The sequence below is a fragment of the Hydrogenophaga sedimenti genome (genome assembly GCF_051857515.1).
In the GTDB taxonomy this organism is placed as follows: domain Bacteria; phylum Pseudomonadota; class Gammaproteobacteria; order Burkholderiales; family Burkholderiaceae_C; genus Hydrogenophaga.
Genome location: NZ_JBPZHA010000011.1, coordinates 13,065 through 36,492, shown reverse-complemented (window position 1 = coordinate 36,492; position 23,428 = coordinate 13,065). Strand labels below are relative to the sequence as shown.

Genomic DNA, 23,428 nt, shown 5'->3' with positions numbered 1-23,428 from the left:
TCCTGTGGCCCTCTCTGCCTGGCAAGGGCAGCCGCGCGTGTCTTTGACGCCGGAGTTGTCGGCGCTGCAGCGGCGCCTGGGTCATGTGTTTGCCAATCCGCGTCTGCTGGAGCGGGCCCTGACCCATCGCAGCTTTTCGGCCGATCACAATGAGCGGCTGGAGTTTCTGGGCGATTCGGTCTTGAATCTGTCGGTTTCCGGCTTGCTGTTCGCGAAACTCGACCAGTTACCCGAGGGCGATCTTTCGCGCGTGCGTGCCAATCTGGTCAAGCAGGACACCCTCCACCAGCTGGCGGCGGACCTGGGTCTGTCGACCTGCTTGCGTCTGGGCGACGGCGAGAAACGCTCCGGGGGGCACAAGCGGCCTTCCATCCTGGCCGACGCGCTGGAAGCCTTGATCGGGGCCGTGTATCTGGATGCCGGTTTCGATGCGGCCTCGGCGCTGGTGCACCGTCTCTACAGTGGCGTCGAGCTGAATGCGCAGATGAGTGCCATGGGCAAGGATCCCAAAACCGATTTGCAGGAATGGCTGCAGGGGCGCAAGATGAAGCTGCCGCAGTACCGCGTGGTGGCCACGCTGGGGGAGGCTCACCGGCAGACCTTCGACGTGGAGTGCACGGTGGAGGAGCTCAACCGCAGCGAGCGCGGCATTGGTGCGTCCCGCCGCGCAGGTGAACAGGCCGCCGCGGCCGCCATGTTGCTGTACCTGCGGACAGCCGAGCCGTCGCGTTCGACGGCGTCCCGTTGACCGTCGTCTGCCCCGTCACCCGAACACCATTTTTTTCCATGCCCCGATCGACCCGTCCTTCTTCCGAACCTGCTCCCACCACCGCCGCTGCGCCCGACGCCGATCTGGAGGCCATGCTGGCATCGGCGCTGGGCAAGAGCGCCCCGGCACCGGTGGAGGTCGATGAACCGGTGGCGCCCGAGCCGGTCGATCCGGCGCAGCAGCGCTGTGGCTACGTGGCCATCGTCGGCAAGCCCAACGTCGGCAAATCGACATTGCTCAACGCCCTGGTCGGCCAGAAGATCAGCATCACCTCGCGCAAGGCACAGACCACGCGCCACCGCATCACCGGCTACCGCACCGTCGGAGCCAACCAGTTCGTGTTTGTCGACACGCCGGGTTTCCAGACCCGGCATGGCAACGCCCTGAACCGCGCGCTCAACAAGACGGTGCTGGGGGCTGTGGCCGATGTGGATCTGATCCTGTTCGTGGTCGAGGCCGGGCATTTCCAGCCCGGTGATGCCAAGGTCATGGAGCTGCTGCCCGACAACGTGCCGGTGATCCTGCTGGCCAACAAGTTCGATCTGGTGCACCGGCGTGGCGACCTGGCGCCCTGGCTCAAGTCGATGCAGGAAAAGCGCGCCTTCGCCGAGTTCGTGCCCATGTCGGCCAAGACGCCACGCGACATCCAGCGCCTGTTTGCGATCTGCGAGAAGTACCTGCCCCAGCAAGCCTGGATGCACGACCCCGAAGAGCTGACCGACCGCAGCGAGCGCTTCATGGCCGCCGAGATGGTGCGCGAGAAGCTGTTCCGCCTGACCGGCGACGAGCTGCCCTACACCTCGACCGTGGTGATCGACAAGTTCGAGGACGAAGGCACCCTCAAGCGCATCGCGGCGACCATCGTGGTTGAGCGCGAGGGCCACAAGGGCATGGTGATCGGCGAGAAGGGCGAGAAGCTCAAGCGCATCGGCACCGAGGCCCGCCAGGAACTGGAGAAGATCTGGGACTGCAAGGTGTTCCTGGAGCTGTGGGTGAAGGTGCGTTCGGGCTGGGCGGACGACGACGCCCGCGTGCGCTCCTTCGGCTACGAGTGATGAATGGCCACGCGCCGCACCTCTGAAGAGCCTGCGTTCGTCCTGCACCGCTACGACTGGAGCGAGTCCAGTCTCATCCTTGAGGTCTTCACCCGCCACCACGGCCGCATCGCGCTGGTGGCCAAGGGTGTCAAGAAACCGACCTCGCAGTTCCGCCCGGTGCTGCTGCCCCTGCAGCCCTTGCACCTGTCCTGGGGTGGCGATGCCGAGGTGCGCACGCTCAAGGCGGCGCAGTGGCAGGGTGGCCATGTCATGCCGACGGGGGACGCGCTGCTCTCGGGCAGCTACCTCAACGAGCTGCTGATGCGCCTGCTGGCGCGCGACGATCCGCACCCCGGCCTGTTCGACCACTACACGCTGGCGGTGCAGTTGCTGGCGGAAAAGTCCGATGCCCAGCAGCTGATCCTGCGGGCCTTCGAACTGCTGCTGCTGCGGGACATCGGGCTTTTGCCCGACCTGTCGTGCGAGGGCAGCACGCTGGCACCGTTGCAGGACACGATGGCCTATGTGGTGAGTCCGGAAACCGGTCTGCGGATGGCCCATGCCGACGACACGCACGTCCTGGACGGCGCCCATTGGCGATCGCTGCAGGCGGCGCTGGATCACCCCGATCCGCTGATCGCGACCCTGCGTGCCTGCGCCGGCTGCCAGCAGGCCCTGCAACCCCAGTTGCGTGCCCTGCTGCACTACCATAGCGGCGTCCGGGTGTTCCGGACCCGCCAGCTGCTGCTGGACGTGCAGTCCCTGGTCCGGCCGCGAATGGCCGACGACCCGGGTGCTTCTTCCGGCCCCACGACCTCCTGACCATGGCCCACGCTGCATCCCATCCGACCGCGCTCTCGGTGAACCTCAACAAGGTCGCGCTGGTGCGCAACACGCGCCACCTCGGCATCCCCTCGGTCACCCGCGCCGCGACCCTGTGCCTTGACGCCGGTGCACGCGGCATCACCGTGCACCCGCGACCCGACGAGCGCCACATCCGCCGGCACGACGTGTTCGACCTGGCCGAGCTGCTGCAGGCATGGCCGGGCCGCGAATACAACATCGAAGGCAACCCGTTCCACAACCTGATGGACGTCGCGCGCGAGGTCAGGGCGCGTGGCCTGCCGCTGCACCAGCTGACCCTGGTGCCCGACAGCGAGGGCCAGTTCACGAGCGACCACGGCTGGAGCTTCCCGCAGGACGCTGAACGCCTGCGGCCTCTGATTGCCGAGGCGCAGGCGCTGGGTGCGCGCGTGAGCCTGTTCATTGACCCGGAGCCGGCGCAGATGGCAGCCGCAAAGGCCGTGGGTGCGGACCGTGTCGAGCTCTACACGGAGCCGTACGCAGCGGCCTGGGACACGCCAGAACGCAGCACCCAGCTGGAGCGCTACCGTGCAGCGGCACAGGCGGCACTCGATGCCGGCCTGGGCGTGAACGCCGGTCACGACCTCAACCGCGACAACCTCACCGCCTTTCTGCGCGCCGTGCCGGGTGTGAGCGAGGTCTCGATCGGTCACGCGCTGATCGCCGACGCGCTGGAGCTGGGCTACACCGCGACGATCGTGGACTACAACCGCTGCATCGCGGATGCCTTTGCATGATCTTCGGCATCGGCACCGACATCTGCGACATCCGGCGCATCGACGCGACCTTCCAGCGCCAGGGCGAGCGCTTCGCGCAGAAGGTGCTGGGTGACCAGGAGCTGGTGATCTGGCAGCGCCGTCAGGCGCGCTGGCCTCAGCGGGGCCTGAGCTATCTGGCCACCCGCTTTTCGGCCAAGGAAGCGTTTTCCAAGGCCATTGGCCTGGGCATGCGCTCACCCATGGCCTGGCGCCGTTGCGAAATCCTCAATCTGCCGAGTGGCCAGCCGGTGATCGTCCTGAACGGCGAACTCAAGGACTGGTTCGAGGCGCAGGGCCTGCGCGCCCATGTGACCGTGACCGACGAAACCGACTATGCCGCCAGCTTTGTCGTCGTCGAGAAAGACTGACATGCACCCCCACGCACCCCTGATCATCGACGTCGCCGGATTCGAGCTGACCGACACCGACCGCCAGCGTCTGGCGCATCCGCTGGTGGGTGGCCTCATCCTCTTTGGCCGCAACTGGCAGAGCCGCGAGCAGCTGACGCGGCTGTGCGCGCAGGTCAAGGCGGTGCGGCCAGACCTGCTGATCGCGGTCGACCACGAAGGCGGGCGCGTGCAGCGCTTTCGCACCGATGGGTTCACCCATCTGCCGCCCATGGCCGCCTTCGGCCAGTGGTGGCTGTCGGCGCCGAAAAAGGGCGAAGGCGAGGGCGGCCCGGCCATGCGAGCGACCAACGCGGCCACAGCGGCCGGCTACGTGCTCGGCGCCGAACTGCGTGCCTGCGGCGTGGACCTGAGCTTCACTCCGGTGCTCGATCTGGATCACGGCGAAAGCTCGGTGATCGGCGACCGCTCGTTCGGGCGCGATCCGCGCATGGTGAGCGTGCTGGCGCAGGCGCTGATGCACGGCCTGCGTGCCAGTGGCATGGGCAACTGCGGCAAGCACTTTCCGGGGCATGGCTTCGTTAAGGCCGACTCGCATCTGGCGATTCCGGTCGACCGGCGCAGTCTCAAGGCCATCCTCGCCGAGGACGCCGCGCCCTATGGCTGGCTCTCGGCCAGCCTGGACGCCGTGATGCCCGCGCACGTGATCTACCCGAAGGTGGACACCCGGCCGGCCGGCTTCTCGCCGCGCTGGCTGCAGGACGTGCTGCGGCACCAACTGGGCTTCACCGGCGCGATCTTCAGCGACGACCTGAGCATGGCGGCGGCGCGGCAGATCGAAGGCCGCGAGGTGAGTTTCACCGAAGCGGCGCTGGCGGCACTGGGAGCAGGTGGTGACATGGTGCTGCTGTGCAACCAGTCGGTGGTGGACGGGGGCTCGCCCATCGACGAGGCGATCGAGGCGCTGTCGAAGGCCTTGGTTCTGGGGAACTGGCAACCCAATCCCGCGAGCGAAGAGCGGCGACTGGCGCTGCTGCCGCGTGGCGACGCGATGGACTGGGACGACCTGATGGTCAGTGCGCGCTACATGCAGGCGCTGTCGCTGCTGCCCTGACTACCGCTCCACACCCAGCTTGTCGAGCAGGTCGGAGATCAGCTCCAGCCGCAGCATCGGGTTGTCCAGCGCCATCAGCCGCTGCTTGAGTTCGGCCGGTGCCGGCAGCAACTCGGTCCAGCGGTTCGCCACCCAGCCACTGTCGTCCCACTGGTAAGGCGGTTGCAGTGGCAGTTCGTTCATCGACTCGGGTTCGCGCTCGCGCAGGTTGGCCAGCACGCGCTGCAGCGCATCGCGCGTGCTGCGCAGGTGCTCGGGCACCGGCACGACACGTTCGGGCTCATCCAGCTGGACGTCGGCCACCCACAGGCCGTGCGGCAGGCGGTGGCTGGCGGTGATGCGAAAGCGCTGCAGGCCGCGGCAGTGGATCACCATCAGGCCGGCTTGCGGATGCTCGATCTGTTCGATGCGGGCGATGGTGCCGACCGGGTGGAAGGCCTCGTGAGCGAAGCTGTCCGGCGAGGACGGGTCGGCACGCCGCACCTCGCTGCCTTCGCTGAGGCAGACCACGCCAAACGGCGCGCCCGCCGCGTGGCAGCGCTTGATCATGTCGAGATAGCGCACTTCGAAGATGCGCAGCGGCATCCAGCCGCCGGGAAACAGGACAGTCTGCAGCGGAAACAGCGGCAGCTGTTTCAGCGTCAGCGGACCGTCCTCGCTCAATCGGGCACCACCGCGTCGGCGCTCTGGCGCTGCAGCATGGCCAGGGTGCTGGCCACGGTGCTGCGCAGCTCGCGGCGGTCGCAGATGAAGTCGACCGCGCCCTTGGTCTGCAGGAATTCGGCGCGCTGGAAACCCTCGGGCAGCTTCACGCGCACGGTGTTTTCGATCACGCGCGGGCCGGCAAAGCCGATCAGCGCCTTGGGTTCGGCGATCACGACGTCGCCGACAAAAGCGAAGCCGGCCGACACGCCGCCCATGGTCGGGTCGGTCAGCACGCTGATGTAGGGCAGGTTCTTCTTGGCCAGGCGCGTCAGCGAGGCGTTGGTCTTGGCCATCTGCATCAGAGACAGCAGGCCTTCCTGCATGCGGGCGCCGCCGGTGGCGGTGAAGCAGACGAAGGGCACCTTCTGGGCGATGGCCTCTTCGACGCCGCGCACGAAGCGCTCGCCGACCACCGAGCCCATGGAGCCGCCCATGAAGTCGAACTCAAAGCACGCGACCACCAGGCTGATGCCCTGCACCGCGCCGCCCATGACGATCAGCGCGTCGGTCTCACCGGTGTTCTCCAGCGCCTCTTTCAGGCGCTCGGGGTACTTGCGGCTGTCCTTGAACTTCAGCGCGTCGACCGGCAGCACTTCCTGCGCCAGCTCGTAGCGGCCTTCGGCGTCGAGGAAGGCGTTCAGGCGCGCGCGCGCGCCGATGCGGTGGTGGTGGCTGCAGTGCGGGCAGACGTTCTGGTTCTTTTCCAGGTCGGTCTTGTAGAGCACGGCCTCGCAGCTCGGGCACTTGATCCACAGGCCTTCGGGCACGCTGCGGCGTTCGGCCGGGTCGGTGTGCGTGATCTTGGGCGGTAGCAGTTTTTCAAGCCAGGACATCTGGGTTCTCCTAGGGAAATGACCACCCCCGCGCCGCTTCGCGGCACCCCCTTCGAGGGGGCACCAGCTGCGGCCCGGCAAAGCCGGTTCCGCGCTGGTCTGGCGGGGCGCCGTGGATGGGCGTTGTGATGCGATGGTCGTGTTCGGGACGAATTAAAACACGGGGTGGTCAGGCGTCCAAAGCCTTGCGGATGCCGCGCAGGAAGTGCGCCGCCACCGGCACCACCTTCTCGAACGGCTCGTTCTCGATCAGCTGGATGATCTTGCTGCCGATCACCACCGCATCGGCGGTCTTGCCGATCGCCTTGGCGGTCTCGGCATCGCGGATGCCGAAGCCCACGCCGACCGGGATGCTCACGTGCGCACGGATGCGCGGCAGCATGGCCTCGACCTGGCCCACGTCCAGCGTGCCGGCACCGGTCACGCCCTTGAGCGAGACGTAGTAGACGTAGCCGCTGGCCACACGCGCGACCTGCGCCATGCGCTCGTCGGTGCTGGTGGGGGCCAGCAGGAAGATCAGGTCCATGTTGGCGGCGCGCAGCGCGGCGGCGAAGTCCTCGCACTCCTCGGGCGGGTAGTCCACCACCAGCACACCGTCCACACCGGCGGCCGACGCGTCGCGCACAAAGCTGCCGGCGCCGTGCTTCTGGTCGTAGCGTTCGATCGGGTTGGCGTAGCCCATCAGCACGACCGGGGTGGCGTCGTTGTCCTTGCGGAACTCGCGCACCATGGCGATCACCTGCGCCAGGCCGATGCCCAGCGCCAGCGCGCGGTCGCCGGCCTTCTGGATCACCGGGCCGTCGGCCGACGGGTCGGAGAACGGGACGCCCAGTTCGATGATGTCGGCGCCGCCCTCGACCATGCCGTGCATCAGCTTGGGCGTGATGTCGGCGTAGGGGAAGCCGGCGGTGACGAAGGGGATCAGCGCCTTGCGGTTCTGCGCTTTGAGCGCGCTCAGGGTTTTTTCGATGCGGCTCATTTGGAAACCTTCACAACGGATTCGGCGCCACCCTTGACGGACTGGCCGCGGCAGCTGGGGCGGCAGTAGAAGTCGGCATTCGACAGGTCGGCCACGGTGCCGATGTCCTTGTCGCCACGGCCAGACAGGTTGACCAGCACCGACTGCGTGGGCTTCATGGTCTTGGCCAGCTTCATGGCGTAGGCCACGGCGTGGCTGGATTCGAGCGCGGGGATGATGCCCTCGGTGCGGCAGAGATAGTGGAAGGCTTCGAGCGCTTCCTTGTCGGTGATGCCGACGTACTCGGCGCGGCCGATGTCCTTGAGGAAGGCGTGCTCGGGGCCGACGCCGGGGTAGTCCAGACCGGCGCTGACGCTGTGCGTTTCGGTGACCTGGCCGTTGTCGTCCTGCAGCACGTAGGTGCGGTTGCCGTGCAGCACGCCGGGGCTGCCCTTTTGCAGCGAGGCCGAGTGCTTGCCGCTGTCCAGGCCTTCGCCCGCGGCTTCCACGCCGATCAGGCGCGTGGCCGCGTGGTTGATGTAGGGGTGGAAGATGCCCATGGCGTTGCTGCCACCGCCCACACAGGCGACCACCGCGTCGGGCTGCTCGCCCTCGCAGCCGGCTTCCTTGAGCATCTGCGGCATCTGCACCAGGCATTCGTTGCCGATCACGCTCTGGAAGTCGCGCACCATCATCGGGTAGGGGTGCGGGCCCGCCACGGTGCCGATGATGTAGAAGGTGTTGTCCACGTTGGCGACCCAGTCGCGCATGGCTTCGTTGAGCGCGTCCTTGAGCGTGCGGCTGCCCGACTCGACGGGCACGACGGTCGCGCCCAGCAGCTTCATGCGGTAGACATTGGGGCTCTGGCGCTTGACGTCTTCGCTGCCCATGTAGACCACACATTCCAGGCCGTAGCGCGCGCAGATGGTGGCGGTGGCCACGCCGTGCTGTCCGGCGCCGGTCTCGGCGATCACGCGCGGCTTGCCCATGCGCTTGGCGAGCATGGCCTGGCCGATCACGTTGTTGATCTTGTGCGCGCCGGTGTGGTTGAGGTCTTCGCGCTTGAGGAAGATCTGCGCGCCGCCCTGTTCGCGGCTCATGCGCTCGGCGTGGTAGACCGGGCTGGGCCGGCCGACGAAGTGGGCCAGTTCCTTGCGGAATTCGGCCAGGAACTCGGGATCGTGCTGGTACTTCGCGTACGCGGCCTTGAGCTCGTTGATGGCGTGGGTGAGCGTCTCGCTCACGAAGCTGCCACCGTAGATGCCGAAATGGCCGCGGGCGTCGGGTTGCTGGTAGGTGTCCATGGGGTTCTCGATGCTGTGGCCCGAGCGACCCTGCGGCGGGTTCAGCTCGGACGGGATGACGGGGTGTCGGCCGCACGCACGGCGGCGACGAAGGCGTGGATCTTGTCGGCGTCCTTGATGCCTTTCGACACCTCGACGCCGGAACTCACGTCAACGGCCCAGGGCCGCACGAGGCGAATGCCATCGGTCACGTTTGCAGGCTTGAGTCCACCAGACAAAACGAGGCGAGAGCTGGCGTTTAGTAGCGGATGTGACCAAGGGAAAGCGTTCCAGTCGAAGGATTGACCGCCGCCGCCATAACCCTCGACGTGGGCGTCGAGCAGGATGGCCTGGGCCGCAGCGAAGTCAGACGCGTATTTTAGGAGATCGAAGCCCGCGCCGGCAGGCCCGGGGGGAATGCGCGCCGCGCGGAGGAACGGACGCCCGGCAACGGCGCAGTCGGCGGGTGTTTCGTCGCCGTGAAACTGCAGCAAGGCATTGGGCACCGCCGCTACGCCCTGTTCGATGAACTCCGGGCTGGCGTTCACGAACAGCAGCACCGGCGTCACAAAAGGAGGCAGGCGGCGAGCGAGTTCGCCGGCCCGCTCCGGGCTGACAAAACGCGGGCTGTGCGGATAGAGCACGAAGCCGACGGCGTCGGCACCGGCCTGCACGGCGGCGTCCACATCGGCCTCGCGCGTGAGGCCGCAGATCTTGATACGGGTGCGAAGAGGTTTCATCGGCGAAGTGGCTGGATCAAGGACACCGCGGAACCGGCTCTGCCGGGCCGCCAGTGTCGCCCCTTGTGGGGGTGACGCCGCAGGCGGCGCGGGGGTGGGCATCAAGGCAACCAGTCGAAGGCGGGCGTGCGTTCCGGGATGTTCCACGACGGATCGTAGACCGGCCCGAGGAAGTACAGGCCATCGGGGGCAAAGGTGGGTGCTGCGGCGTCCCGGCTTTTTGCGGCCAGCACCTCGGCCATCCAAGGCGCAGGGCGGTTGCCGCTGCCGATGGCGATCAGGCAGCCCATGATGTTGCGGATCATGTGGTGCAGGAAGGCCGAGGCCTCGAACTCGAAGCGCCAGTAGGCGCCACGGCGGGCGATTTCGATGCGGCGCATGTCCTTGACGGGGCTGTGGGCCTGGCAGGACGATGCGCGGAACGAGGTGAAATCGTGCTCGCCGAGCAGGACGCTGGCGGCCTGCTCCATCGCCAGTTGGTCGAGAGGCCGGAACACCCAGCCCACCTGGCCATGGTCGACGCTGGGTCGCACTGGCGATTCGAGCAGCACGTAGGCGTAGCGGCGCGAAGTGGCCGCGGCCCGCGCATGAAAACCGGGCGGTACGTGGCGCGCCCATTGCACCGCGATGTCGGGCGGAAGAAAGCTGTTGGTGCCGCGCACCCAGGCGTTGTCGGGCCGCTCCAGCACACTGTCGAAGTGCACCACCTGCATCAGGCCATGCACGCCCGCGTCGGTGCGGCCGGCGCACAGCGTGTTGACCGCGGGCGCGTCCAGAAAGCGCGCCAGTGCGCGCTCCAGCTTGTCCTGCACGGTGTTGCCGCTGGGCTGGCTCTGCCAGCCGTCGTAGGCGCAGCCGTTGTAGCTGACGCCCAAAGCCACACGCCCCCCAACCCGTGAGGGCCGGGGGGCGTGTTCCAGATCCAGGTCGGTCAAGGGGCTCGGATCGATCAGGCCAGATCGGCCAGGAAGGCCGTGGCCTTGGTCTTCAGCGCACCGCTGGCCTCGGCCAGCACCTCTTCGGCCAGCGAGCGGGCACCTTCGAGGTCACCGATGGCACGGAACTCTTCGGCCAGAGACAGCTTGGTTTCCAGCGGGCTTTCGGAACCCAGTGTTCCGTCGGCGTTCGGTGCGTCCGTGGCAGACGGCTTGTTCAGATCCAGGCTCAGGTCACCCAGGTCGAAAGACATCAGGTCCCCGGCCTTGGATGGCTCGGCCGGCGCGGGTTCGGAAGGGGCCGACAGGTCGAAGTCGGGCAGTACCTCGCCATCGTCGAAGGTGGAGCTGGCCTGGGCGACAGGTTCCGGCGTCAGCGGCATCGGGTCGGACGGGAAGTCCAGATCAAAGTCCATCGGGCGCGACGCTGGCGGGCCCAGATCGACCGGCTTGGACGTCAGGGCGTCGGTCTGGGACAGGTCGTCCATGGCCGACACCGGCGGCTGATCCGCCACACCGGTCGCGCTGGCCAGCGGTGCCCGGGACGACTCTTCGATGAAGTCCAGATCCAGATCCAGATCGCCGTCTTCGCCGGGCTTGGTGTTCTGGCCCAGCGTGCTGCTGCCGAACGGCACCGTGTTGGGCGCACCACCGCCCACCGGCACCGGCATGCCGGCGCGTGCGGCGGGGGCACCGCCCGGCTGGTACATCGGGTTCTCGGGGTCCAGGTCCTTGCCGAGCTGGCAGGCGTGCTCCCACTCGGGGCCCTGACCCTGCGTCAGACCGTAGGCCTCGGTGGCCACCACCTCGAAGGCCTTGGCGTCGCGGCGCTTGGCGTAGATTTCCAGCAGCTTGTTGTGGATGGCCACGCGGGTGGGCGCGCTGCGCATCGCTTCCTTGAGGATTTCCTCGGCCTGCAGATCGCGGCCATAGGCCAGGTACACATCCGCTTCGGCCACCGGGTCCACGTCACCGGCTGCGTCGAGCTGGCTGGGGGAGTAGACCATCGACGAACCCGATGCCGGGGCTTCGTTGGTGTCGATGCGCTGGCCGCCGCTGGAGCCGAAGAAGGAGTCGGGTTGCAGACGGCTTTCCAGGAACGAGCTGTCGACGCCGTTGCCTTTTTTCTTCTGGCGCAGGCGGTAGAAGCCGAAGCCACCCAGCAGGGCCAGCAGCACGCCGGCACCCGGCAGCACCAGCGGGTTCTCCGTCAGCTGGCTGATGAAGGACGGCTCCTCGGGTTGCGGCGCGGGCGGCACGACCACCGGTTTCTTCGGCGCTGGCTCGGGTGCTGGCGTGGGTGCAGCGGCCGGCGCCGGGGCTTCTGCAGCCGGTGCGGGCGCCGCTGCGGCGGGCGCGGGGGCTGGCGTCGGTGCAGCCGCGGCCGCCGCTGCGGGTGCCGGCGCGGCAGGCGTTGCCGCCGGGGTAGCAGGCGCCGGAGCTGGAGCGGGTGCGGCAACTGGGGCGGGCGTCGCTGCAGCCTTGGGTGCTGCGGCTGCGGCTGGGGCAGGAGCGGCAGCCGGGGCACCGACCGCCACTGCGGGGGTGGTGGCGCCAGCGGCCGGTTTGGCGGGGGCCGTGGCCGATCCAGCGGGTGCGGGAGGCGTCAGCTTGGAGAGGTCGTTGATGTTGCGCGAGATCTCGGCGACCCGGGTCGAGGACTCCTTGGCCTGCCGCTCATTCGCGATCTTTTCTTCTTTGGCGTTCTGGCCTGCGGTGCCCTTGGACAGCGTGAGCTTGTCCTGGGTGGCCGGTGCGGGTTTCTTGTCTTCGACTTCGGTCTGTACCTTGCCACTGACCTGACGGTCGGCCGCGGACACACCGGCAGCGGGCACGGCGCCAGCCAGGCGGCGACGGAAATCATTGAAATCGCGGCTCTGTGCGGCCACGATGCGGCGCGCTTCAGGGGCGGTGACACCCGTGGAGGAGCCGTCGGTCGGCAGGTCCAGAATGGCGCCCGCCTTGATGCGGTTGACGTTGCCGCCGATGAAGGCCTTGGGATTGGACCGGAGCATGGCCACCAGCATCTGGTCCAGCGAGGCGTTGGACGGCAGGTTGTTGGCGGCGATGCGACCGGCCGTTTCACCCACCTTGACACGCACCTGCTTGCGATCGCCTTCTTCGGCGGCTGGTTTTTCTGCGGGTTTGGTGGCAGGCGCCGCAGCCGGTTCGGCCTTGGGCGCCGCTGCGGGTCTGGCCGTACGGGTGGCCGGGCGGTTGGCGGCTTCCGGTGCCGTCACTGGAGCGGCTGCGGGCGCTGCGGCCGCCGGAGCGGTTGCTGCCGGAGCGGGCGCGCGGGCCACCGCGGCATTGAGAGGCGCCGGTGCCGGGGCCGCAATCTTGGGCGGATCCAGCAGCAGGGTGTAGTCCCGCACCAGCTTGCCGGAAGCCCAGTTGGCTTCGAGCACCATGTCCACGAACGGCTCCGTCACCGCGCGCGAGCCCACCAGGCTCAGATAAGGGCGACCGTCGGGGCGGCGCTGCAGGGTCACCTGCAAGCCGCTGAGGGCACCATTGAATTCCATGCCGGCAGCACGGAACGCATCGACGGGCGCCAGTCCCACGCGCAGGCTGCCCGCTTCTTCTGGGGTCATCTCCAGCACATCGACCTCGGCGCGCAGGGGCTCACCCAGCGCGGACTGCACCGCGACGCGACCCAGCGCGAGAGCAGCGGCGTCTCCGTGGTGCATCAGGCTGGCGCACAGCAGCGCGGCCGCGGCCACGGTCTGTAACCTCATTGCGCCTCGCCTTCCGGCATCAACGGGAGCTGTCTGGGTCCCGAACAAGGGGGTGTGGCGGGTGGAATTGGGCACATGAACCTCGACGTAAAAATCCGAGAATTGACCTTAACATCAACGTATTACGGTGACAAGCTGAGAATCCGCTTGAGTTTCCCGGGCGACCTTTGGTCGGTTGATGGGCGGCTTTGTCGTTGCGGCCTCACAACGACAAAGCCGGCTCAAGGCCGGCTTTGTTGTGAAAGTAGGTAAGAAGTAGTGTCAGGCGTCGAGCAGGATGCGCAGCATGCGGCGCAGCGGCTCGGCGGCGCCCCACAGCAACTGGTCGCCGATGGTGAACGCACCCACGTATTCCGGACCCATGGCCAGCTTGCGGATGCGGCCGACCGGGATGGTCATGGTGCCGGTCACGGCCACGGGCGTCAGGTCCTTGATGGTCGCTTCGCGGGTGTTCGGCACCACCTTGGCCCAGGGGTTGTCGGCGGCGATCATGGCTTCGATGTCGGCCACGGGCACGTCCTTCTTGAGCTTGAAGGTCAGGGCCTGGCTGTGGCAGCGCATCGCGCCCACGCGCACGCAGAAACCGTCGACCGGGATGGCCGAGGTGCCGAAGCCTTCGCCCAGACCCAGGATCTTGTTGGTCTCGGCCATGCCCTTCCATTCTTCCTTGGACATGCCGTTGCCCAGGTCCTTGTCGATCCAGGGGATCAGGCTGCCGCCCAGCGGCACGCCGAAGTTGGCGGTCTCGGCGCCGGTCAGGGCGCGCTGCTTGGCGATCACCTTGCGGTCGATTTCCAGGATGGCGCTCTTGGGGTCGTCCAGCAGGGCCTTCACTTCGGCGTTCAGCGTGCCGTACTGCGTCAGCAGTTCGCGCATGTGCTGGGCGCCGCCGCCGGACGCGGCCTGGTAAGTCTGGGTGGACATCCACTCGACCAGACCTGCCTTGTACAGCGCGCCCACGCCCATCAGCATGCAGCTGACGGTGCAATTGCCGCCGATCCATTCCTTGCCGCCCTTGGCCAGCGCGTTCTTGATCACCGGCATGTTGACCGGGTCGAGGATGATGACGGCGTCCTTTTCCATGCGCAGGGCGGAGGCGGCGTCGATCCAGTGGCCGTTCCAGCCGGCAGCGCGCAGCTTGGGGTAGACCTCGTTGGTGTAGTCACCGCCCTGGGCGGTGATGATGATCTCGCAGCGCTTGAGGGCGTCGATGTTGTTCGCGTCCTGCAGCGTGGTCTCGTTCTTGGCCATGACGGGGGCCTTGCCGCCGGCGTTCGAGGTGGAGAAGAACAGCGGCTCGATCAGGTCGAAGTCTTTTTCTTCGACCATGCGATCCATCAACACGGAGCCGACCATGCCACGCCAGCCGACCAGACCAACCAACTTGCTCATTGAGATTGCCCTTTCAAGTGAATAAACAGTCCAGACCGGACCGACTTGCCCGGCTCGTCAGGCCGGGGAGGGCGCACGACGAACCAGGCTGGGTCAGCCCTTAATGGTCGTGGTTTTGATGGTGATTGCGCGCACGGCCACACCGGCCATGGCGGCGGGTGCTTTGTTCAGGAGAAACGGGCTGGCGACAAACATAGCCCGCGATTGTAGTGCACGGCCCTTGACGCCAATCTGACCGTTGGTCAGGCGTTGTGTGGTCGCACCAGGTAAGACGCCGAACCTTGGGACCAGTCGACGAGACGGTCGATGTTCGGGTGCTTGCCCGGATGCGCGGCCGCATCGGTGGTGTGCTCGGCGTACCACTGCAGGCCCAGCGCCGCGGCGGCGGGCGTGATCCGGCCACCGTGCTGTTGCGCCAGCGCGTGATAGACGGCCAGCGAGCCGGCCTGTCCGGGCTTGTTGTGCAGGGTGGCGATCACCTGGCCGCTGCTGTCCAGCAGGTCCAGCGAGGCGAGGTGGGCGACGGAAGGCAGGGTCTTGAGGCGTTCTGCAAAATTCATGGGCGGCATTGTCGCTGCTCCCATTCACCCAACGCCCATGACATCACACACTGCACACCGTTCTTCCTACCCCATCGGCACCCCCGGACAGCCCTGGGGGCCGGCCGAGGTGACGCAATGGGGTGCGGCCCAGCGGCGCCAGCGCAGCCATGCGGAAGATGTGATGCAGCCGATCGAGCGGCTGCGCGCACGCTTCGATGTGCAAAGCTATGGCGAGGTGGCGTATGGCGACGAACGCTACCCGTTGCCGGTGCTGCGCAACCGCGACTGGGTGCCCGGCCGGCCGGTCGTGCTCGTCACTGGTGGCGTGCATGGTTACGAAACCAGTGGCGTGCACGGCGCCTTGCGTTTTCTCGACCTGCATGCGCAGACCTACGAAGGGCAGCTCAACCTGCTGGTCGCGCCTTGCGTCAGCCCCTGGGCCTACGAACGCATCCAGCGCTGGAACCACGATGCGATCGACCCCAACCGTTCGTTCCGTGAACCGAGTCCGGCACAGGAATCGGCGGCGCTGATGCGGCTGGTGGCGCCGCTGAAGGGGCAGTTCGCCGCGCACATCGACCTGCATGAAACCACCGACACCGACGAGTCGGAGTTCCGGCCGGCCAAGTCGGCGCGCGACGGCGAGGTGTTTGAGCCCTGCACCATTCCCGACGGTTTCTATCTGGTCGACGACACCGAGAACCCGCAACCGGCATTTCAGGAAGCCATCATCACGGCGGTGGAGCGGGTGACGCACATCGCACCCGCCGACGCACGCGGCCACATCCTTGACGCGCCGCAGGAGACGCGCGGTGTGATCTGCTACCCGCTGAGAGAGCTGGGTCTGTGCACCAGCATCACGGGCGCTCGCTACACGACCACCACCGAGGTCTACCCGGACAGTCCGCGCGCGACGCCGGCGCAATGCGATGCGGCGCAGGTGGCGGCGGTCTGCGCGGCCATCGAATATGTCCTCCGGGGTGATCAGTGACTGTGCTCCTTTTTACAGAGCTGTAAGGCCAATACAACACTGGGTTGATCGGGTTTTGGTTCGGCGGCAACGGAGCCTTGCACCGCCTTGCCAGGGGCGTAGAGTGGTTCGGTGATGACCAACACGAAACCATTCGACGATGTTTTTCCCAGCCGTGCTCTGCCCTTGGCCCGCGTCCACCACGAAGGCCGTCTCACACAGCTGTACTGCCAGGTCCCCGACCTGGCGTCCTTGCAGGATCTGGAGCGTTCGACGGGACGGGTTGCTCTGACCTACGTGCCCGTGCTGGGCTGGGCGGCGCACGCCCTGGCGCGCTGGGAGCGCGAGCACGGCGATGTCACTGCCTCGCCCTGGCACCCTTCCGCCGGCGGGCTGGCCGTGCCCGCGCCGGTCTACCGGCTGGACGAAGAGGGGCTGGCGATCGTGGACGAACCCGGGAGCGTGAAAGCGGTGCTCGATCTGGGGCAGGACGTGACCCACATGCCGGGTCTCTTTCTGTCCGACCCGGGCGGCGTCGACGCCGATGGGGCGGGAGAGATCTGACGACCCCGCCTCAGACCTTGCCCTGCATCCACACCGACCAGTGTTCGATGCAGGCCCGGATCTTGGGCAGGCGGTGGCGCTCGGGCAGCATCACCGCGTAGATCGGCACCCGGCTGCGGTCGAACCAGTCGTCGAGCACCGCCACCAGTTCGCCGTTGGCGAGATGGCGGTGGCTCGCGACGTCGTTCAGCCGCGCAATGCCCACGCCCTGCAGCACCAGCGCCAGCGTCAATGACGTGTTGTCGCTGCGCGTGTGGCCCCGGGCGACGTACACGCTGTCCCTGGGCTGACCTGCCTTGGTCGACCAGGGCCAGCGGTTGAGCATGGGGCTGGCGCTGCTGGTGATCAGACGGTGTTGCGCCAGATCGTCCGGGTGTTGCGGAATGCCGAAGCGCTGCAGGTAGGCCGGCGAGGCGAACAGCCGCCGCCCGTGTTCGGCCATCGGACGCGCCACCAGGTTGTCGCCCGCAGGTGAGCCGGTGCGGATTGCGATGTCCACACCGTCGCGCGCCATGTCGTGCAGCCGGTCGTCGGCCATCACCTCGACCTGCAACTGCGGGTATTTGTCGTAGAGCGACGGCAGGCTCGGCGCGATCACCGCCTCGGCCAGCACCGGGCTCACCGCCAGCCGCACCCAGCCGCTGGGGCCGCCGCGCTTGATGTGCAGCGCCGCGGCCAGTTCGTCGCGCGTGTCGACCAGCCGCCGTGCGTGGGCCGCAAAGGTATCGCCCTCGTCGGTCAGGCTCAGGCCGTGCGTCGTCCGGTGCATCAGCCGCACACCGCAGCGCGCCTCCAGCCGCGCCAGCGAGCGCGAGACCTGGCTCACCGGCGCGTTGCGCTCGCGCGCCGCGGCCGAGAGCGAGCCGAGTTCGGCCACGCGCAGGAAGAGGGCGGCTTCGTCCAGGTCCAGGTTCATCGCGGACTCCTTGGTGTTGCGGTAAATGCAAAACCAATTGTCCTTGATTGTGGTTTCCGAGGTTTGGCTTTGCTGGGAAAGTGCAGTCACCGCCAACCAACCACCGGAGCCCGCCATGACACCCGACCGCCTCGACACCCTCATCCGTGCCCATCAGCATGCTGCCGCGCTTTGCCAGGCCGAAGGCGACCGCCGCGACGCCATCAACGACTTCTGGCGCGGCGCCGACGCCGCCTGGGCCCGGGTCCAGCAGGGTGCCAGCGCGCGCCTGAGCCGCAGCGCGCGCCGGCTGCAGGCCCGGCTGGACCGCCGCGCCGCTGCCTGACGCCGAAAGGAGATGTCGCCATGCCTCTCGTCACCCTGACCCTGAGACAGCGCCGGCCGGCCGTGTACAAGGCCGCCGTGCTCGATGCCATCCACGCCGCGCTGGTGCAGGCCGGCGTGCCGGAAACGGACCGCTTCCAGCGGGTCTTCACGCTCGACCCGGGCGACGTGCACATCGACCCGACCTACCCGGACCTGGCCCGCCCGCGCACCGCCGACGCGCTGCTGATCGAAATCCTCTGGTCGATCGGCCGCAGCGTGAAGGTCAAGCGGGCATTGCTCACCGACCTGATGCGGCGCTTGGCCGACCTCGGCATCGACACCGAGCAGGTGATGGTGGTGCTGCAGGAGACCGCCTGGGAGAACTGGAGCTTCGGCGGCGGGCGGCAGTTGCACGTGTAACTGCTGTCAGGCAGGGCCGGTCGCCGTCGTATAAACGCGGTCTGACTGTTTTCAGGGAGTTTTCATGAACGTTCGTCCGTTGGCCGCTGCGCTGGCCGTGTTGCTCTGTGGCGCTGCGCACGCCGAGGAGCCCAAGTACACCCCGGCCTATACCGCATGTGTCGACAAATCGGGTGGCGTCACAGTGGAGATGCTCAACTGCGGTAGTGCCGAGCTTGATGTGCAGGACAAGCGGTTGAACGAGTCTTACCGGGCCTTGATGGCGGCCTTGCCTGGCAAAGACAAGGCTGCACTCAAGGCATCCCAGCGAGACTGGCTCAAATCACGCAAGTCCACCTGCGATTTCCACGCCAAGGTGGCCGATGGAAGCATGGTGTCTCTGATTGTGCAGAGCTGCTATCTGGAGGGGGCTACCCGGCGGGCCGCTCTACTGGAGCACTGGGCGTCTCTCAAGAATCTTTCGCGATGACGGTAGGGCTTGCCGAAAACTTCAAAAATCATCAGGGAAGGATCACTCATGTCGGATTGGACGCTGGGTCAGACATCGTCAAAACATGAAACCGGCGGACGCGGGCCGGGCAGCATTTCGGATGGGAAGGGAGACAACGGTGGCGTTTCATATGGCTCCTACCAGCTTTCGACAAGCAAGGGCGCGGTGCAGGAGTTCCTGCAGTACAACCCCGCCGTTGGTGCTGAGTTCAAAAAACTGACACCGGGCACCAAAGCCTTTAGCGAAAAATGGGAAGCGCTGGCCAGCGCCGACCCGAAGGGTTTTCATGCGGCGCAGCACGACTTCATCCAGCACAAGTTCTACGACGTGCAGATGGGGCGCCTGCAGGGCGCCGGCATCGACCTGAGCCAGCGCGGTGCGGCGGTGCAGGACATGCTCTGGTCCACCTCGGTGCAGTACCGTGGCCTGACCAAGGGCGTCGTCACCGGCGCGCTGGCCGGCAAAGACGTGACCACGCTGTCCGATGCCGACATCGTCTCGGCGGTTCAGGACTACAAGCGCGATCACAACAGCACGCTGTTTGCGAGTTCTCCGACCTTGTGGCCTGGCCTGCTCAAGCGGGCGGCCAACGAGAAGCAGGACCTGCTGGAGCTCGCCCGCAGCTACGGCGGTGACAAGGTGCCGGAAAAGACCGCGTCGCTGCCGTCAGAGCAGCAGGACACGCTCAGGCAGTTCAAGGAGCAGACGGGCGAGCGGCTCGCAGCCAGCGGCCTGACGGCCGAACAAATCGATACCCTGGGGCAGGCGGCCTTGCGACACGTGCAGGAGCAGTCCGGCAAGGTTGAACCCAGGGGGTTCCTGGTCAGCAAGGACGCGTCGACCATTGCCATGCGCCACGACAGCGGACAGGTCACCGAATTCAAGGTGGCGGACGCCCTGCAGGCGCCGCAGGCTTCGCCAGAACAGCCGACACCAACTGCCACGGCGGCACCCACGCGCGAGATGGCTGAATCTGCTTTGAGCCGTTGAGACTGGTGGCAGGTCCGTTCAGGACGTCTGCCGGTCGCCAATGCATCCATCCGAGATCAGCTGCGCCAGCCCCAGGTGCCGGTACAGATTCGCCTGCCCGTGGCGGTAGGTGATCTCGCGCTCGAGGGTTGCGCCCAGCCGCTGCGCCACCGCCTGTGAGGCCGGGTTGTGCACCGACACCACGCTGACCGCCGTGGTCCAGCCGAAGTCTTCGTAGGCGGCCTGCAGTGCGCGGCGCGCGCCTTCGGTGGCGTAGCCCTTGCCGTGGGCACCCGGCACCAGCGCCCAGGTGATTTCCGGTTCGGCCCAGCCCTCGGGGTACCAGAGGCCGGTGAGGCCGACGTACCGGCCGGAGGCCTTGTCTTCCAGCGCCCAGGGCCCGTAGCCGCGCAGCAGCCAGTGGCCCGAGTACACCGCGAACTTGCGCCACGCGTCTTCGCGCCCGCAGGGGCCGCCGTAGTAGGCCGACACCGGGTCGGCGAAAAACGCCGCCATCGGCTCGAAGTCCGATGGGCGGAACGGGCGCAGGATCAGCCGCTCGGATTCGAGGGTCGGGATCGGGGAGCTCACCATGGCGCGGCGGTGGCTCAGAGGTCGTACTCGACCGACGCTTCGGGCAGCACGCTCAGGTCCAGCGGCCGCACATCGCCCATCCACATGGCGCGGTCGCGGTGGTCGATCAGGTCCTGCCCGGTGATCGGGTGGATGAACACGACCAGTCCCTGGCGGTTCAGGAGCAGCCAAGGGATTACCTCGGCGAACAGGGCCGCCTTGAAGGCCAGCTGGCAGCTCCAGTCCGGGTGCGGCCCCACTGGCTTTTCATGCACCCTCCCCATCTTGAGCGGAAAGCGGGCGGCGGCCGCTTCGCACAGGGCGCGCGCCTGCGCGAGCGTGTCGGCGTTGAAGTAGACGTGGGCGTGGTAGCCGTGGATGCGGGGCACGGTCGTCGAGGGAGTGTCGGTGGGCGTGGTCATGGTTCGTATGTTCCCACGATCGGTTCAGCGCACGTCGACCTCGACCGCTTCGACCTCGATCACGCCCTCGAACAGATCGATCGCCGTCGCCGCGACCTGCGCGGTGTCGACATAGGCATAGGCGCCCATGCCCACCGCGCCGATCACCGGCACCCAGCGCGCCATGCCCTTGCCCGCAGCCCGTTGCGCCAGCTTCGCGCCGATGCGGCGCGCGATGTTGCGGATCAGCAGCGGCGAGGCCTTGCGCACCAGCGCGCGCTCGCCCACGCGCGCCACCAGATCGCGCACACCCTGCGCCGCCGTGTGCTGGAACAGGCAGTACACGACCTGCTCCGGCGTCAGCGTCGCCTGCTTGCCGTAGATCGCCGCGATGTCGGCCACCAGCTGCTTCTGGATCTTCCAGACCCCCATCATTTCCGGAAGGATCGTCAGCCAGCCGACCACGCCCGGTGGCAACGCCAGCGCTCCTGCGGCCAGCGCCGCTTTCGCAGCGGCGCCATTGGCCTTGCGGCGCGCGTCTTGCGCCGGCTGGCGGCTCCGGGGCTCCCTGGACGCGGGCAGCTTGCCGATCAGCGACAGGATGGCCTGACCGATCGGCGACGGGTCGGCGGCTTCGTCGGATGGTGCGTCGGCGGACTGGCGATGGCGGGTGGTCATGGTGCGCTCGTGAAGGTTCCAGCCATTCTCTGCCAAGGGTTGTCGGTCTTGATCCTTTCCCCTTCTGCGCCTTAGCATTTGCCAACGTCACCAGCGTGTTTGCGGGAACCCACCACATGAGCGAAGTCGACCGGCTGCCAGCCATCAAGCAGGGCCATTGGTTCTTCGGTGGTCTCACGGCCTGCCCGGTGCGCATCGTGCACCACCACACGCTGTTCGGCACGCACGACCCCGAAGACCCGCCCGAACTCGCTGCCGACCAGGCCGCCGAGTGCTTCTACATCCGCTACCACCCGCCCGGCCTGCACGAGTTCTGGCACGACGGGGGCGTCGCTCTGTCGTTGCGCGAGGCGGTGTTCCTGGCCGAGCGCAAGCTGGGGCCGGTGGTGCAGTGGGAGAACTGAGCGGCCTCGGCCGCGCAGCGCCCCTCACCGTCCACCGGCCGGTCCTGCGGTCGTCAGCGCGCGCTGGCCGTAGGCCCGGGCGTCTGCGCCGGTTTCTGCCAGCGCAGGCCGGGCTTGCCGCGTGGCGTGGGTTCCGGTTTCTCCCGGGTGATCACGATGCGCGACGGGTCCTTGACGCGAAACACCAGACCCTGCGTCGAGGCCAGGGCGATCTTTCCGCTCGAGAACTTCTTGCCCTGCACGTCGACGTACACCGTCTCCAGCGAACGGATGCGGCGGGCGATCTCTTCGTCGAACGACACCGCGATGCCGCCCTTGGCCCCGCTCAGGCTGTTCTCCAGCCGGTAGGCGGTCGGCTCCAGCAGCGAGACCGCGAACAGGTCGCCGTTCTCCAGCCGCGTGCTGTCGAACACCGGCTTGCCATCGGCGTGGGTCACCGTGACCGCGTAGCCGCCGCCGGTACTGGCGTGGAACAGCACATGGCCTTTCGGGGAGACCGACGCCGTGGCACCTGCCTGACCGTGGCAACCACAGTCGGTCGCCGCGCTGGCGCCCCGCGGACCGCTGGCGGACAGGTCGATGTCCAGCTGCATGGCCTCGGACTTTTCGTCCACGACAAACGCGATCTCGCCGACCGGCCGGCCGTGCCGCAGCACCAGACCGCTGTAGTGCCCGGGCTGGGAGAAGGAATGGACCACCATCGCCAGCGGGCCCAGGGCGCCGCTGTCGTGCGAGTGGGTGTTGAGCAGTTGCATGTTCAGTTTGGCTTGCATGGCATCACCCCACATTGGCTTCCAGGACCATCTCGACGTCGTTGTTGAACACCCGCAGGTCGCGAATCGGGATCTTGACCGGGATGAGCTGCGAGGGGGCGCCCGGGTTCGGGTTGGCCGTGGCCTCGAGGATCGGGAACGGGTCCTCGATCTGGTGGATGGGCGTTTGCGCCGCGAAGTAGTCGGCCACGAATTGCAGCACGAGGTCCAGCAGGCCGAAGCTGACGTTCAGCAGGTCCGAGATCCATTCCTGGATGTCGTCCGCGATGTCCAGCACCGCGCGGATCAGGTCGATCACCGGGCCCAGCAGCGCCTTGAGCAGGCTGCGCGCCCAGCCCGGCAGGAAGCCCAGCAGGTTGTCGATCGCGGCGTTGACCGCGTTCTCCAGCAGGTCGCCCACGATGTCGGCGATGTCGAAGATGTCGACGTCGACGAACTGCGGATCGACGAACAGCTGCCAGTGGCTGGCCAGCGAAGGCGTGGCGTCCTGCGCGTCCCAGTCGTTCATGCCCGCCGGCCGCGCGGGATTGGTCGCGTAGCGCGTCAGCAGCGAGCCGGTCACCGAGATCTCGGACGTGATCAGGCCGCCCAGCGGCAGCGTCAGGCTGATGTCCGGGTCGGCGCTGAAGGCGCACAGCCGTGGCGCACGCAGGATGCAGCCGCCGAAGGGGTTGGGGATGATGCAGAAGCCGCCGACGCAGATCTCGGGGATGTCGATGCCCAGCGAGAGGTCCAGCTGGTCCCACTTGATGTCCAGCTCCTTGATCTGCACCGTGTTGTCGGCACGCAGGTCGACGCTGCCGCCTTCCAGGTGCGCCTTGACGGCGTAGGACGCGCTGAACGGTCCGAAGTCGCCGCTGTCGGCGAGACTGAGTTTGAAGTTGTCGCGCAGGGCCGCGAACAGGGCCTGAAAGGTCTGTTCCGACGCCGCAATGGTCATGTGTGCCAT

General features: G+C 67.4%; 28 protein-coding genes. 13 read left to right on the top strand and 15 right to left on the bottom strand.

Translation table 11 applies throughout. The annotated features are described in order from the left end of the window. Positions 1 to 43 precede the first annotated feature (43 nt). From rnc to nagZ, 6 genes are all read left to right on the top strand, one after another. Positions 44 to 748, top strand: coding sequence for a ribonuclease III (rnc, locus tag ACS5NL_RS17415; protein ID WP_439355352.1), 705 nt, complete (start codon positions 44 to 46; stop codon positions 746 to 748). 113 nt (positions 749 to 861) lie between these two features. After that, positions 862 to 1,824, top strand: a complete 963-nt coding sequence (gene era / locus ACS5NL_RS17410; RefSeq protein ID WP_439355351.1) for a GTPase Era — start codon at positions 862 to 864, stop codon at positions 1,822 to 1,824. A 3-nt stretch (positions 1,825 to 1,827) separates the two neighbouring features. Further along, positions 1,828 to 2,628, top strand: coding sequence for a DNA repair protein RecO (recO, locus tag ACS5NL_RS17405; RefSeq protein WP_439355159.1), 801 nt, complete (start codon positions 1,828 to 1,830; stop codon positions 2,626 to 2,628). Between the two features lie 2 nt (positions 2,629 to 2,630). Continuing rightward, the gene (locus ACS5NL_RS17400; protein WP_439355158.1) at positions 2,631 to 3,407 is read left to right on the top strand and encodes a pyridoxine 5'-phosphate synthase; all 777 of its coding nucleotides are present in this window, start codon (positions 2,631 to 2,633) and stop codon (positions 3,405 to 3,407) included. After that, on the top strand, positions 3,404 to 3,796 hold the full coding sequence (gene acpS / locus ACS5NL_RS17395) for a holo-ACP synthase (RefSeq protein ID WP_439355157.1): 393 nt from the start codon (positions 3,404 to 3,406) through the stop codon (positions 3,794 to 3,796). The genes ACS5NL_RS17400 and acpS overlap by 4 nt, the downstream gene beginning before the upstream one ends. 1 nt (position 3,797) lies before the next feature. Beyond that, on the top strand, positions 3,798 to 4,889 hold the full coding sequence (gene nagZ / locus ACS5NL_RS17390; RefSeq protein ID WP_439355156.1) for a beta-N-acetylhexosaminidase: 1,092 nt from the start codon (positions 3,798 to 3,800) through the stop codon (positions 4,887 to 4,889). Here the strand turns inward: nagZ and ACS5NL_RS17385 are convergent, their stop codons facing one another. The 9 genes from ACS5NL_RS17385 to ACS5NL_RS17345 form a co-directional block, all read right to left on the bottom strand. Then, the gene (locus ACS5NL_RS17385; protein WP_439355155.1) at positions 4,890 to 5,552 is read right to left on the bottom strand and encodes an LON peptidase substrate-binding domain-containing protein; all 663 of its coding nucleotides are present in this window, start codon (positions 5,550 to 5,552) and stop codon (positions 4,890 to 4,892) included. Then, the gene (gene accD, locus ACS5NL_RS17380) at positions 5,549 to 6,427 is read right to left on the bottom strand and encodes an acetyl-CoA carboxylase, carboxyltransferase subunit beta (RefSeq protein ID WP_439355154.1); all 879 of its coding nucleotides are present in this window, start codon (positions 6,425 to 6,427) and stop codon (positions 5,549 to 5,551) included. The genes ACS5NL_RS17385 and accD overlap by 4 nt, the downstream gene beginning before the upstream one ends. A gap of 169 nt (positions 6,428 to 6,596) precedes the next feature. Next, entirely contained in the window at positions 6,597 to 7,406 is an 810-nt protein-coding gene (gene trpA / locus ACS5NL_RS17375) for a tryptophan synthase subunit alpha (RefSeq protein ID WP_439355152.1), read from the bottom strand. Beyond that, positions 7,403 to 8,689 carry a tryptophan synthase subunit beta gene (gene trpB, locus ACS5NL_RS17370; protein WP_439355151.1) on the bottom strand — a complete coding sequence of 429 codons (1,287 nt, stop codon included), beginning with the start codon at positions 8,687 to 8,689 and terminating at the stop codon, positions 7,403 to 7,405. The genes trpA and trpB overlap by 4 nt, the downstream gene beginning before the upstream one ends. A gap of 41 nt (positions 8,690 to 8,730) precedes the next feature. Beyond that, complete coding sequence (locus ACS5NL_RS17365) at positions 8,731 to 9,408, bottom strand: phosphoribosylanthranilate isomerase (RefSeq protein ID WP_439355150.1); 678 nt, start codon at positions 9,406 to 9,408, stop codon at positions 8,731 to 8,733. Between the two features lie 101 nt (positions 9,409 to 9,509). Beyond that, entirely contained in the window at positions 9,510 to 10,289 is a 780-nt protein-coding gene (truA, locus tag ACS5NL_RS17360; protein WP_439355149.1) for a tRNA pseudouridine(38-40) synthase TruA, read from the bottom strand. Between the two features lie 68 nt (positions 10,290 to 10,357). Then, complete coding sequence (locus ACS5NL_RS17355; RefSeq protein ID WP_439355148.1) at positions 10,358 to 13,081, bottom strand: FimV/HubP family polar landmark protein; 2,724 nt, start codon at positions 13,079 to 13,081, stop codon at positions 10,358 to 10,360. Positions 13,082 to 13,342: 261 nt separating this feature from the next. Continuing rightward, entirely contained in the window at positions 13,343 to 14,473 is a 1,131-nt protein-coding gene (asd, locus tag ACS5NL_RS17350) for an aspartate-semialdehyde dehydrogenase (protein WP_439355147.1), read from the bottom strand. 242 nt (positions 14,474 to 14,715) lie between these two features. After that, a complete protein-coding gene (locus ACS5NL_RS17345) occupies positions 14,716 to 15,033 on the bottom strand; it encodes a DUF2322 family protein (RefSeq protein ID WP_439355146.1) in 318 nt (105 codons plus the stop codon). Positions 15,034 to 15,070: 37 nt separating this feature from the next. Between ACS5NL_RS17345 and ACS5NL_RS17340 the strand changes: the two genes are divergently transcribed. Together ACS5NL_RS17340 and ACS5NL_RS17335 are read left to right on the top strand one after the other, a co-directional pair. After that, the gene (locus tag ACS5NL_RS17340) at positions 15,071 to 16,006 is read left to right on the top strand and encodes a M14 family metallopeptidase (protein WP_439355145.1); all 936 of its coding nucleotides are present in this window, start codon (positions 15,071 to 15,073) and stop codon (positions 16,004 to 16,006) included. Positions 16,007 to 16,120: 114 nt separating this feature from the next. After that, complete coding sequence (locus ACS5NL_RS17335; RefSeq protein WP_439355144.1) at positions 16,121 to 16,549, top strand: hypothetical protein; 429 nt, start codon at positions 16,121 to 16,123, stop codon at positions 16,547 to 16,549. Between the two features lie 10 nt (positions 16,550 to 16,559). Here the strand turns inward: ACS5NL_RS17335 and ACS5NL_RS17330 are convergent, their stop codons facing one another. Next, complete coding sequence (locus tag ACS5NL_RS17330) at positions 16,560 to 17,465, bottom strand: LysR family transcriptional regulator (RefSeq protein ID WP_439355143.1); 906 nt, start codon at positions 17,463 to 17,465, stop codon at positions 16,560 to 16,562. Positions 17,466 to 17,580: 115 nt separating this feature from the next. Between ACS5NL_RS17330 and ACS5NL_RS17325 the strand changes: the two genes are divergently transcribed. The 4 genes from ACS5NL_RS17325 to ACS5NL_RS17310 all read left to right on the top strand — a co-directional run bounded on the left by ACS5NL_RS17325 (position 17,581) and on the right by ACS5NL_RS17310 (position 19,671). Continuing rightward, positions 17,581 to 17,790 (top strand): hypothetical protein, encoded by a 210-nt coding sequence (locus tag ACS5NL_RS17325; RefSeq protein WP_439355142.1) that lies wholly within the window; start codon positions 17,581 to 17,583, stop codon positions 17,788 to 17,790. A gap of 20 nt (positions 17,791 to 17,810) precedes the next feature. Continuing rightward, positions 17,811 to 18,191 carry a tautomerase family protein gene (locus ACS5NL_RS17320; RefSeq protein WP_439355141.1) on the top strand — a complete coding sequence of 127 codons (381 nt, stop codon included), beginning with the start codon at positions 17,811 to 17,813 and terminating at the stop codon, positions 18,189 to 18,191. A gap of 64 nt (positions 18,192 to 18,255) precedes the next feature. Beyond that, complete coding sequence (locus tag ACS5NL_RS17315) at positions 18,256 to 18,660, top strand: lysozyme inhibitor LprI family protein (RefSeq protein ID WP_439355140.1); 405 nt, start codon at positions 18,256 to 18,258, stop codon at positions 18,658 to 18,660. A gap of 48 nt (positions 18,661 to 18,708) precedes the next feature. Next, the gene (locus ACS5NL_RS17310) at positions 18,709 to 19,671 is read left to right on the top strand and encodes a VgrG-related protein (protein WP_439355139.1); all 963 of its coding nucleotides are present in this window, start codon (positions 18,709 to 18,711) and stop codon (positions 19,669 to 19,671) included. 18 nt (positions 19,672 to 19,689) lie between these two features. Here the strand turns inward: ACS5NL_RS17310 and ACS5NL_RS17305 are convergent, their stop codons facing one another. From ACS5NL_RS17305 to ACS5NL_RS17295, 3 genes are read right to left on the bottom strand one after another with little or no spacing between them, the layout of a single operon-like run. Further along, the gene (locus tag ACS5NL_RS17305) at positions 19,690 to 20,244 is read right to left on the bottom strand and encodes a GNAT family N-acetyltransferase (RefSeq protein ID WP_439355138.1); all 555 of its coding nucleotides are present in this window, start codon (positions 20,242 to 20,244) and stop codon (positions 19,690 to 19,692) included. A 14-nt stretch (positions 20,245 to 20,258) separates the two neighbouring features. Further along, complete coding sequence (locus ACS5NL_RS17300; protein ID WP_439355137.1) at positions 20,259 to 20,645, bottom strand: DOPA 4,5-dioxygenase family protein; 387 nt, start codon at positions 20,643 to 20,645, stop codon at positions 20,259 to 20,261. A gap of 24 nt (positions 20,646 to 20,669) precedes the next feature. Next, complete coding sequence (locus ACS5NL_RS17295; RefSeq protein ID WP_439355136.1) at positions 20,670 to 21,302, bottom strand: hypothetical protein; 633 nt, start codon at positions 21,300 to 21,302, stop codon at positions 20,670 to 20,672. Between the two features lie 116 nt (positions 21,303 to 21,418). Between ACS5NL_RS17295 and ACS5NL_RS17290 the strand changes: the two genes are divergently transcribed. Then, positions 21,419 to 21,706 (top strand): hypothetical protein, encoded by a 288-nt coding sequence (locus ACS5NL_RS17290; protein ID WP_439355135.1) that lies wholly within the window; start codon positions 21,419 to 21,421, stop codon positions 21,704 to 21,706. Between the two features lie 53 nt (positions 21,707 to 21,759). Here ACS5NL_RS17290 and ACS5NL_RS17285 read toward each other — a convergent pair whose 3' ends face one another. Then, complete coding sequence (locus tag ACS5NL_RS17285; RefSeq protein ID WP_439355134.1) at positions 21,760 to 22,479, bottom strand: hypothetical protein; 720 nt, start codon at positions 22,477 to 22,479, stop codon at positions 21,760 to 21,762. A gap of 4 nt (positions 22,480 to 22,483) precedes the next feature. Beyond that, positions 22,484 to 23,428 (bottom strand): hypothetical protein, encoded by a 945-nt coding sequence (locus tag ACS5NL_RS17280; protein WP_439355132.1) that lies wholly within the window; start codon positions 23,426 to 23,428, stop codon positions 22,484 to 22,486.

Coding starts and splice junctions, on each gene's coding strand:
- nagZ (WP_439355156.1), top strand. CDS start 3,798: ATGCACCCCCACGCACCCCTGATCATCGACGTCGCCGGATTCGAGCTG.
- ACS5NL_RS17300 (WP_439355137.1), bottom strand. CDS start 20,645: ATGACCACGCCCACCGACACTCCCTCGACGACCGTGCCCCGCATCCAC.
- ACS5NL_RS17285 (WP_439355134.1), bottom strand. CDS start 22,479: ATGCAAGCCAAACTGAACATGCAACTGCTCAACACCCACTCGCACGAC.
- accD (WP_439355154.1), bottom strand. CDS start 6,427: ATGTCCTGGCTTGAAAAACTGCTACCGCCCAAGATCACGCACACCGAC.
- ACS5NL_RS17295 (WP_439355136.1), bottom strand. CDS start 21,302: ATGACCACCCGCCATCGCCAGTCCGCCGACGCACCATCCGACGAAGCC.
- acpS (WP_439355157.1), top strand. CDS start 3,404: ATGATCTTCGGCATCGGCACCGACATCTGCGACATCCGGCGCATCGAC.
- ACS5NL_RS17345 (WP_439355146.1), bottom strand. CDS start 15,033: ATGAATTTTGCAGAACGCCTCAAGACCCTGCCTTCCGTCGCCCACCTC.
- ACS5NL_RS17280 (WP_439355132.1), bottom strand. CDS start 23,428: ATGGCACACATGACCATTGCGGCGTCGGAACAGACCTTTCAGGCCCTG.
- ACS5NL_RS17320 (WP_439355141.1), top strand. CDS start 17,811: ATGCCTCTCGTCACCCTGACCCTGAGACAGCGCCGGCCGGCCGTGTAC.
- ACS5NL_RS17305 (WP_439355138.1), bottom strand. CDS start 20,244: ATGGTGAGCTCCCCGATCCCGACCCTCGAATCCGAGCGGCTGATCCTG.
- ACS5NL_RS17365 (WP_439355150.1), bottom strand. CDS start 9,408: ATGAAACCTCTTCGCACCCGTATCAAGATCTGCGGCCTCACGCGCGAG.
- ACS5NL_RS17315 (WP_439355140.1), top strand. CDS start 18,256: ATGAACGTTCGTCCGTTGGCCGCTGCGCTGGCCGTGTTGCTCTGTGGC.
- ACS5NL_RS17335 (WP_439355144.1), top strand. CDS start 16,121: ATGACCAACACGAAACCATTCGACGATGTTTTTCCCAGCCGTGCTCTG.
- ACS5NL_RS17340 (WP_439355145.1), top strand. CDS start 15,071: ATGACATCACACACTGCACACCGTTCTTCCTACCCCATCGGCACCCCC.
- ACS5NL_RS17400 (WP_439355158.1), top strand. CDS start 2,631: ATGGCCCACGCTGCATCCCATCCGACCGCGCTCTCGGTGAACCTCAAC.
- ACS5NL_RS17325 (WP_439355142.1), top strand. CDS start 17,581: ATGACACCCGACCGCCTCGACACCCTCATCCGTGCCCATCAGCATGCT.
- ACS5NL_RS17355 (WP_439355148.1), bottom strand. CDS start 13,081: ATGAGGTTACAGACCGTGGCCGCGGCCGCGCTGCTGTGCGCCAGCCTG.
- recO (WP_439355159.1), top strand. CDS start 1,828: ATGGCCACGCGCCGCACCTCTGAAGAGCCTGCGTTCGTCCTGCACCGC.
- ACS5NL_RS17290 (WP_439355135.1), top strand. CDS start 21,419: ATGAGCGAAGTCGACCGGCTGCCAGCCATCAAGCAGGGCCATTGGTTC.
- trpA (WP_439355152.1), bottom strand. CDS start 7,406: ATGAGCCGCATCGAAAAAACCCTGAGCGCGCTCAAAGCGCAGAACCGC.
- trpB (WP_439355151.1), bottom strand. CDS start 8,689: ATGGACACCTACCAGCAACCCGACGCCCGCGGCCATTTCGGCATCTAC.
- asd (WP_439355147.1), bottom strand. CDS start 14,473: ATGAGCAAGTTGGTTGGTCTGGTCGGCTGGCGTGGCATGGTCGGCTCC.
- ACS5NL_RS17330 (WP_439355143.1), bottom strand. CDS start 17,465: ATGAACCTGGACCTGGACGAAGCCGCCCTCTTCCTGCGCGTGGCCGAA.
- ACS5NL_RS17310 (WP_439355139.1), top strand. CDS start 18,709: ATGTCGGATTGGACGCTGGGTCAGACATCGTCAAAACATGAAACCGGC.
- era (WP_439355351.1), top strand. CDS start 862: ATGCTGGCATCGGCGCTGGGCAAGAGCGCCCCGGCACCGGTGGAGGTC.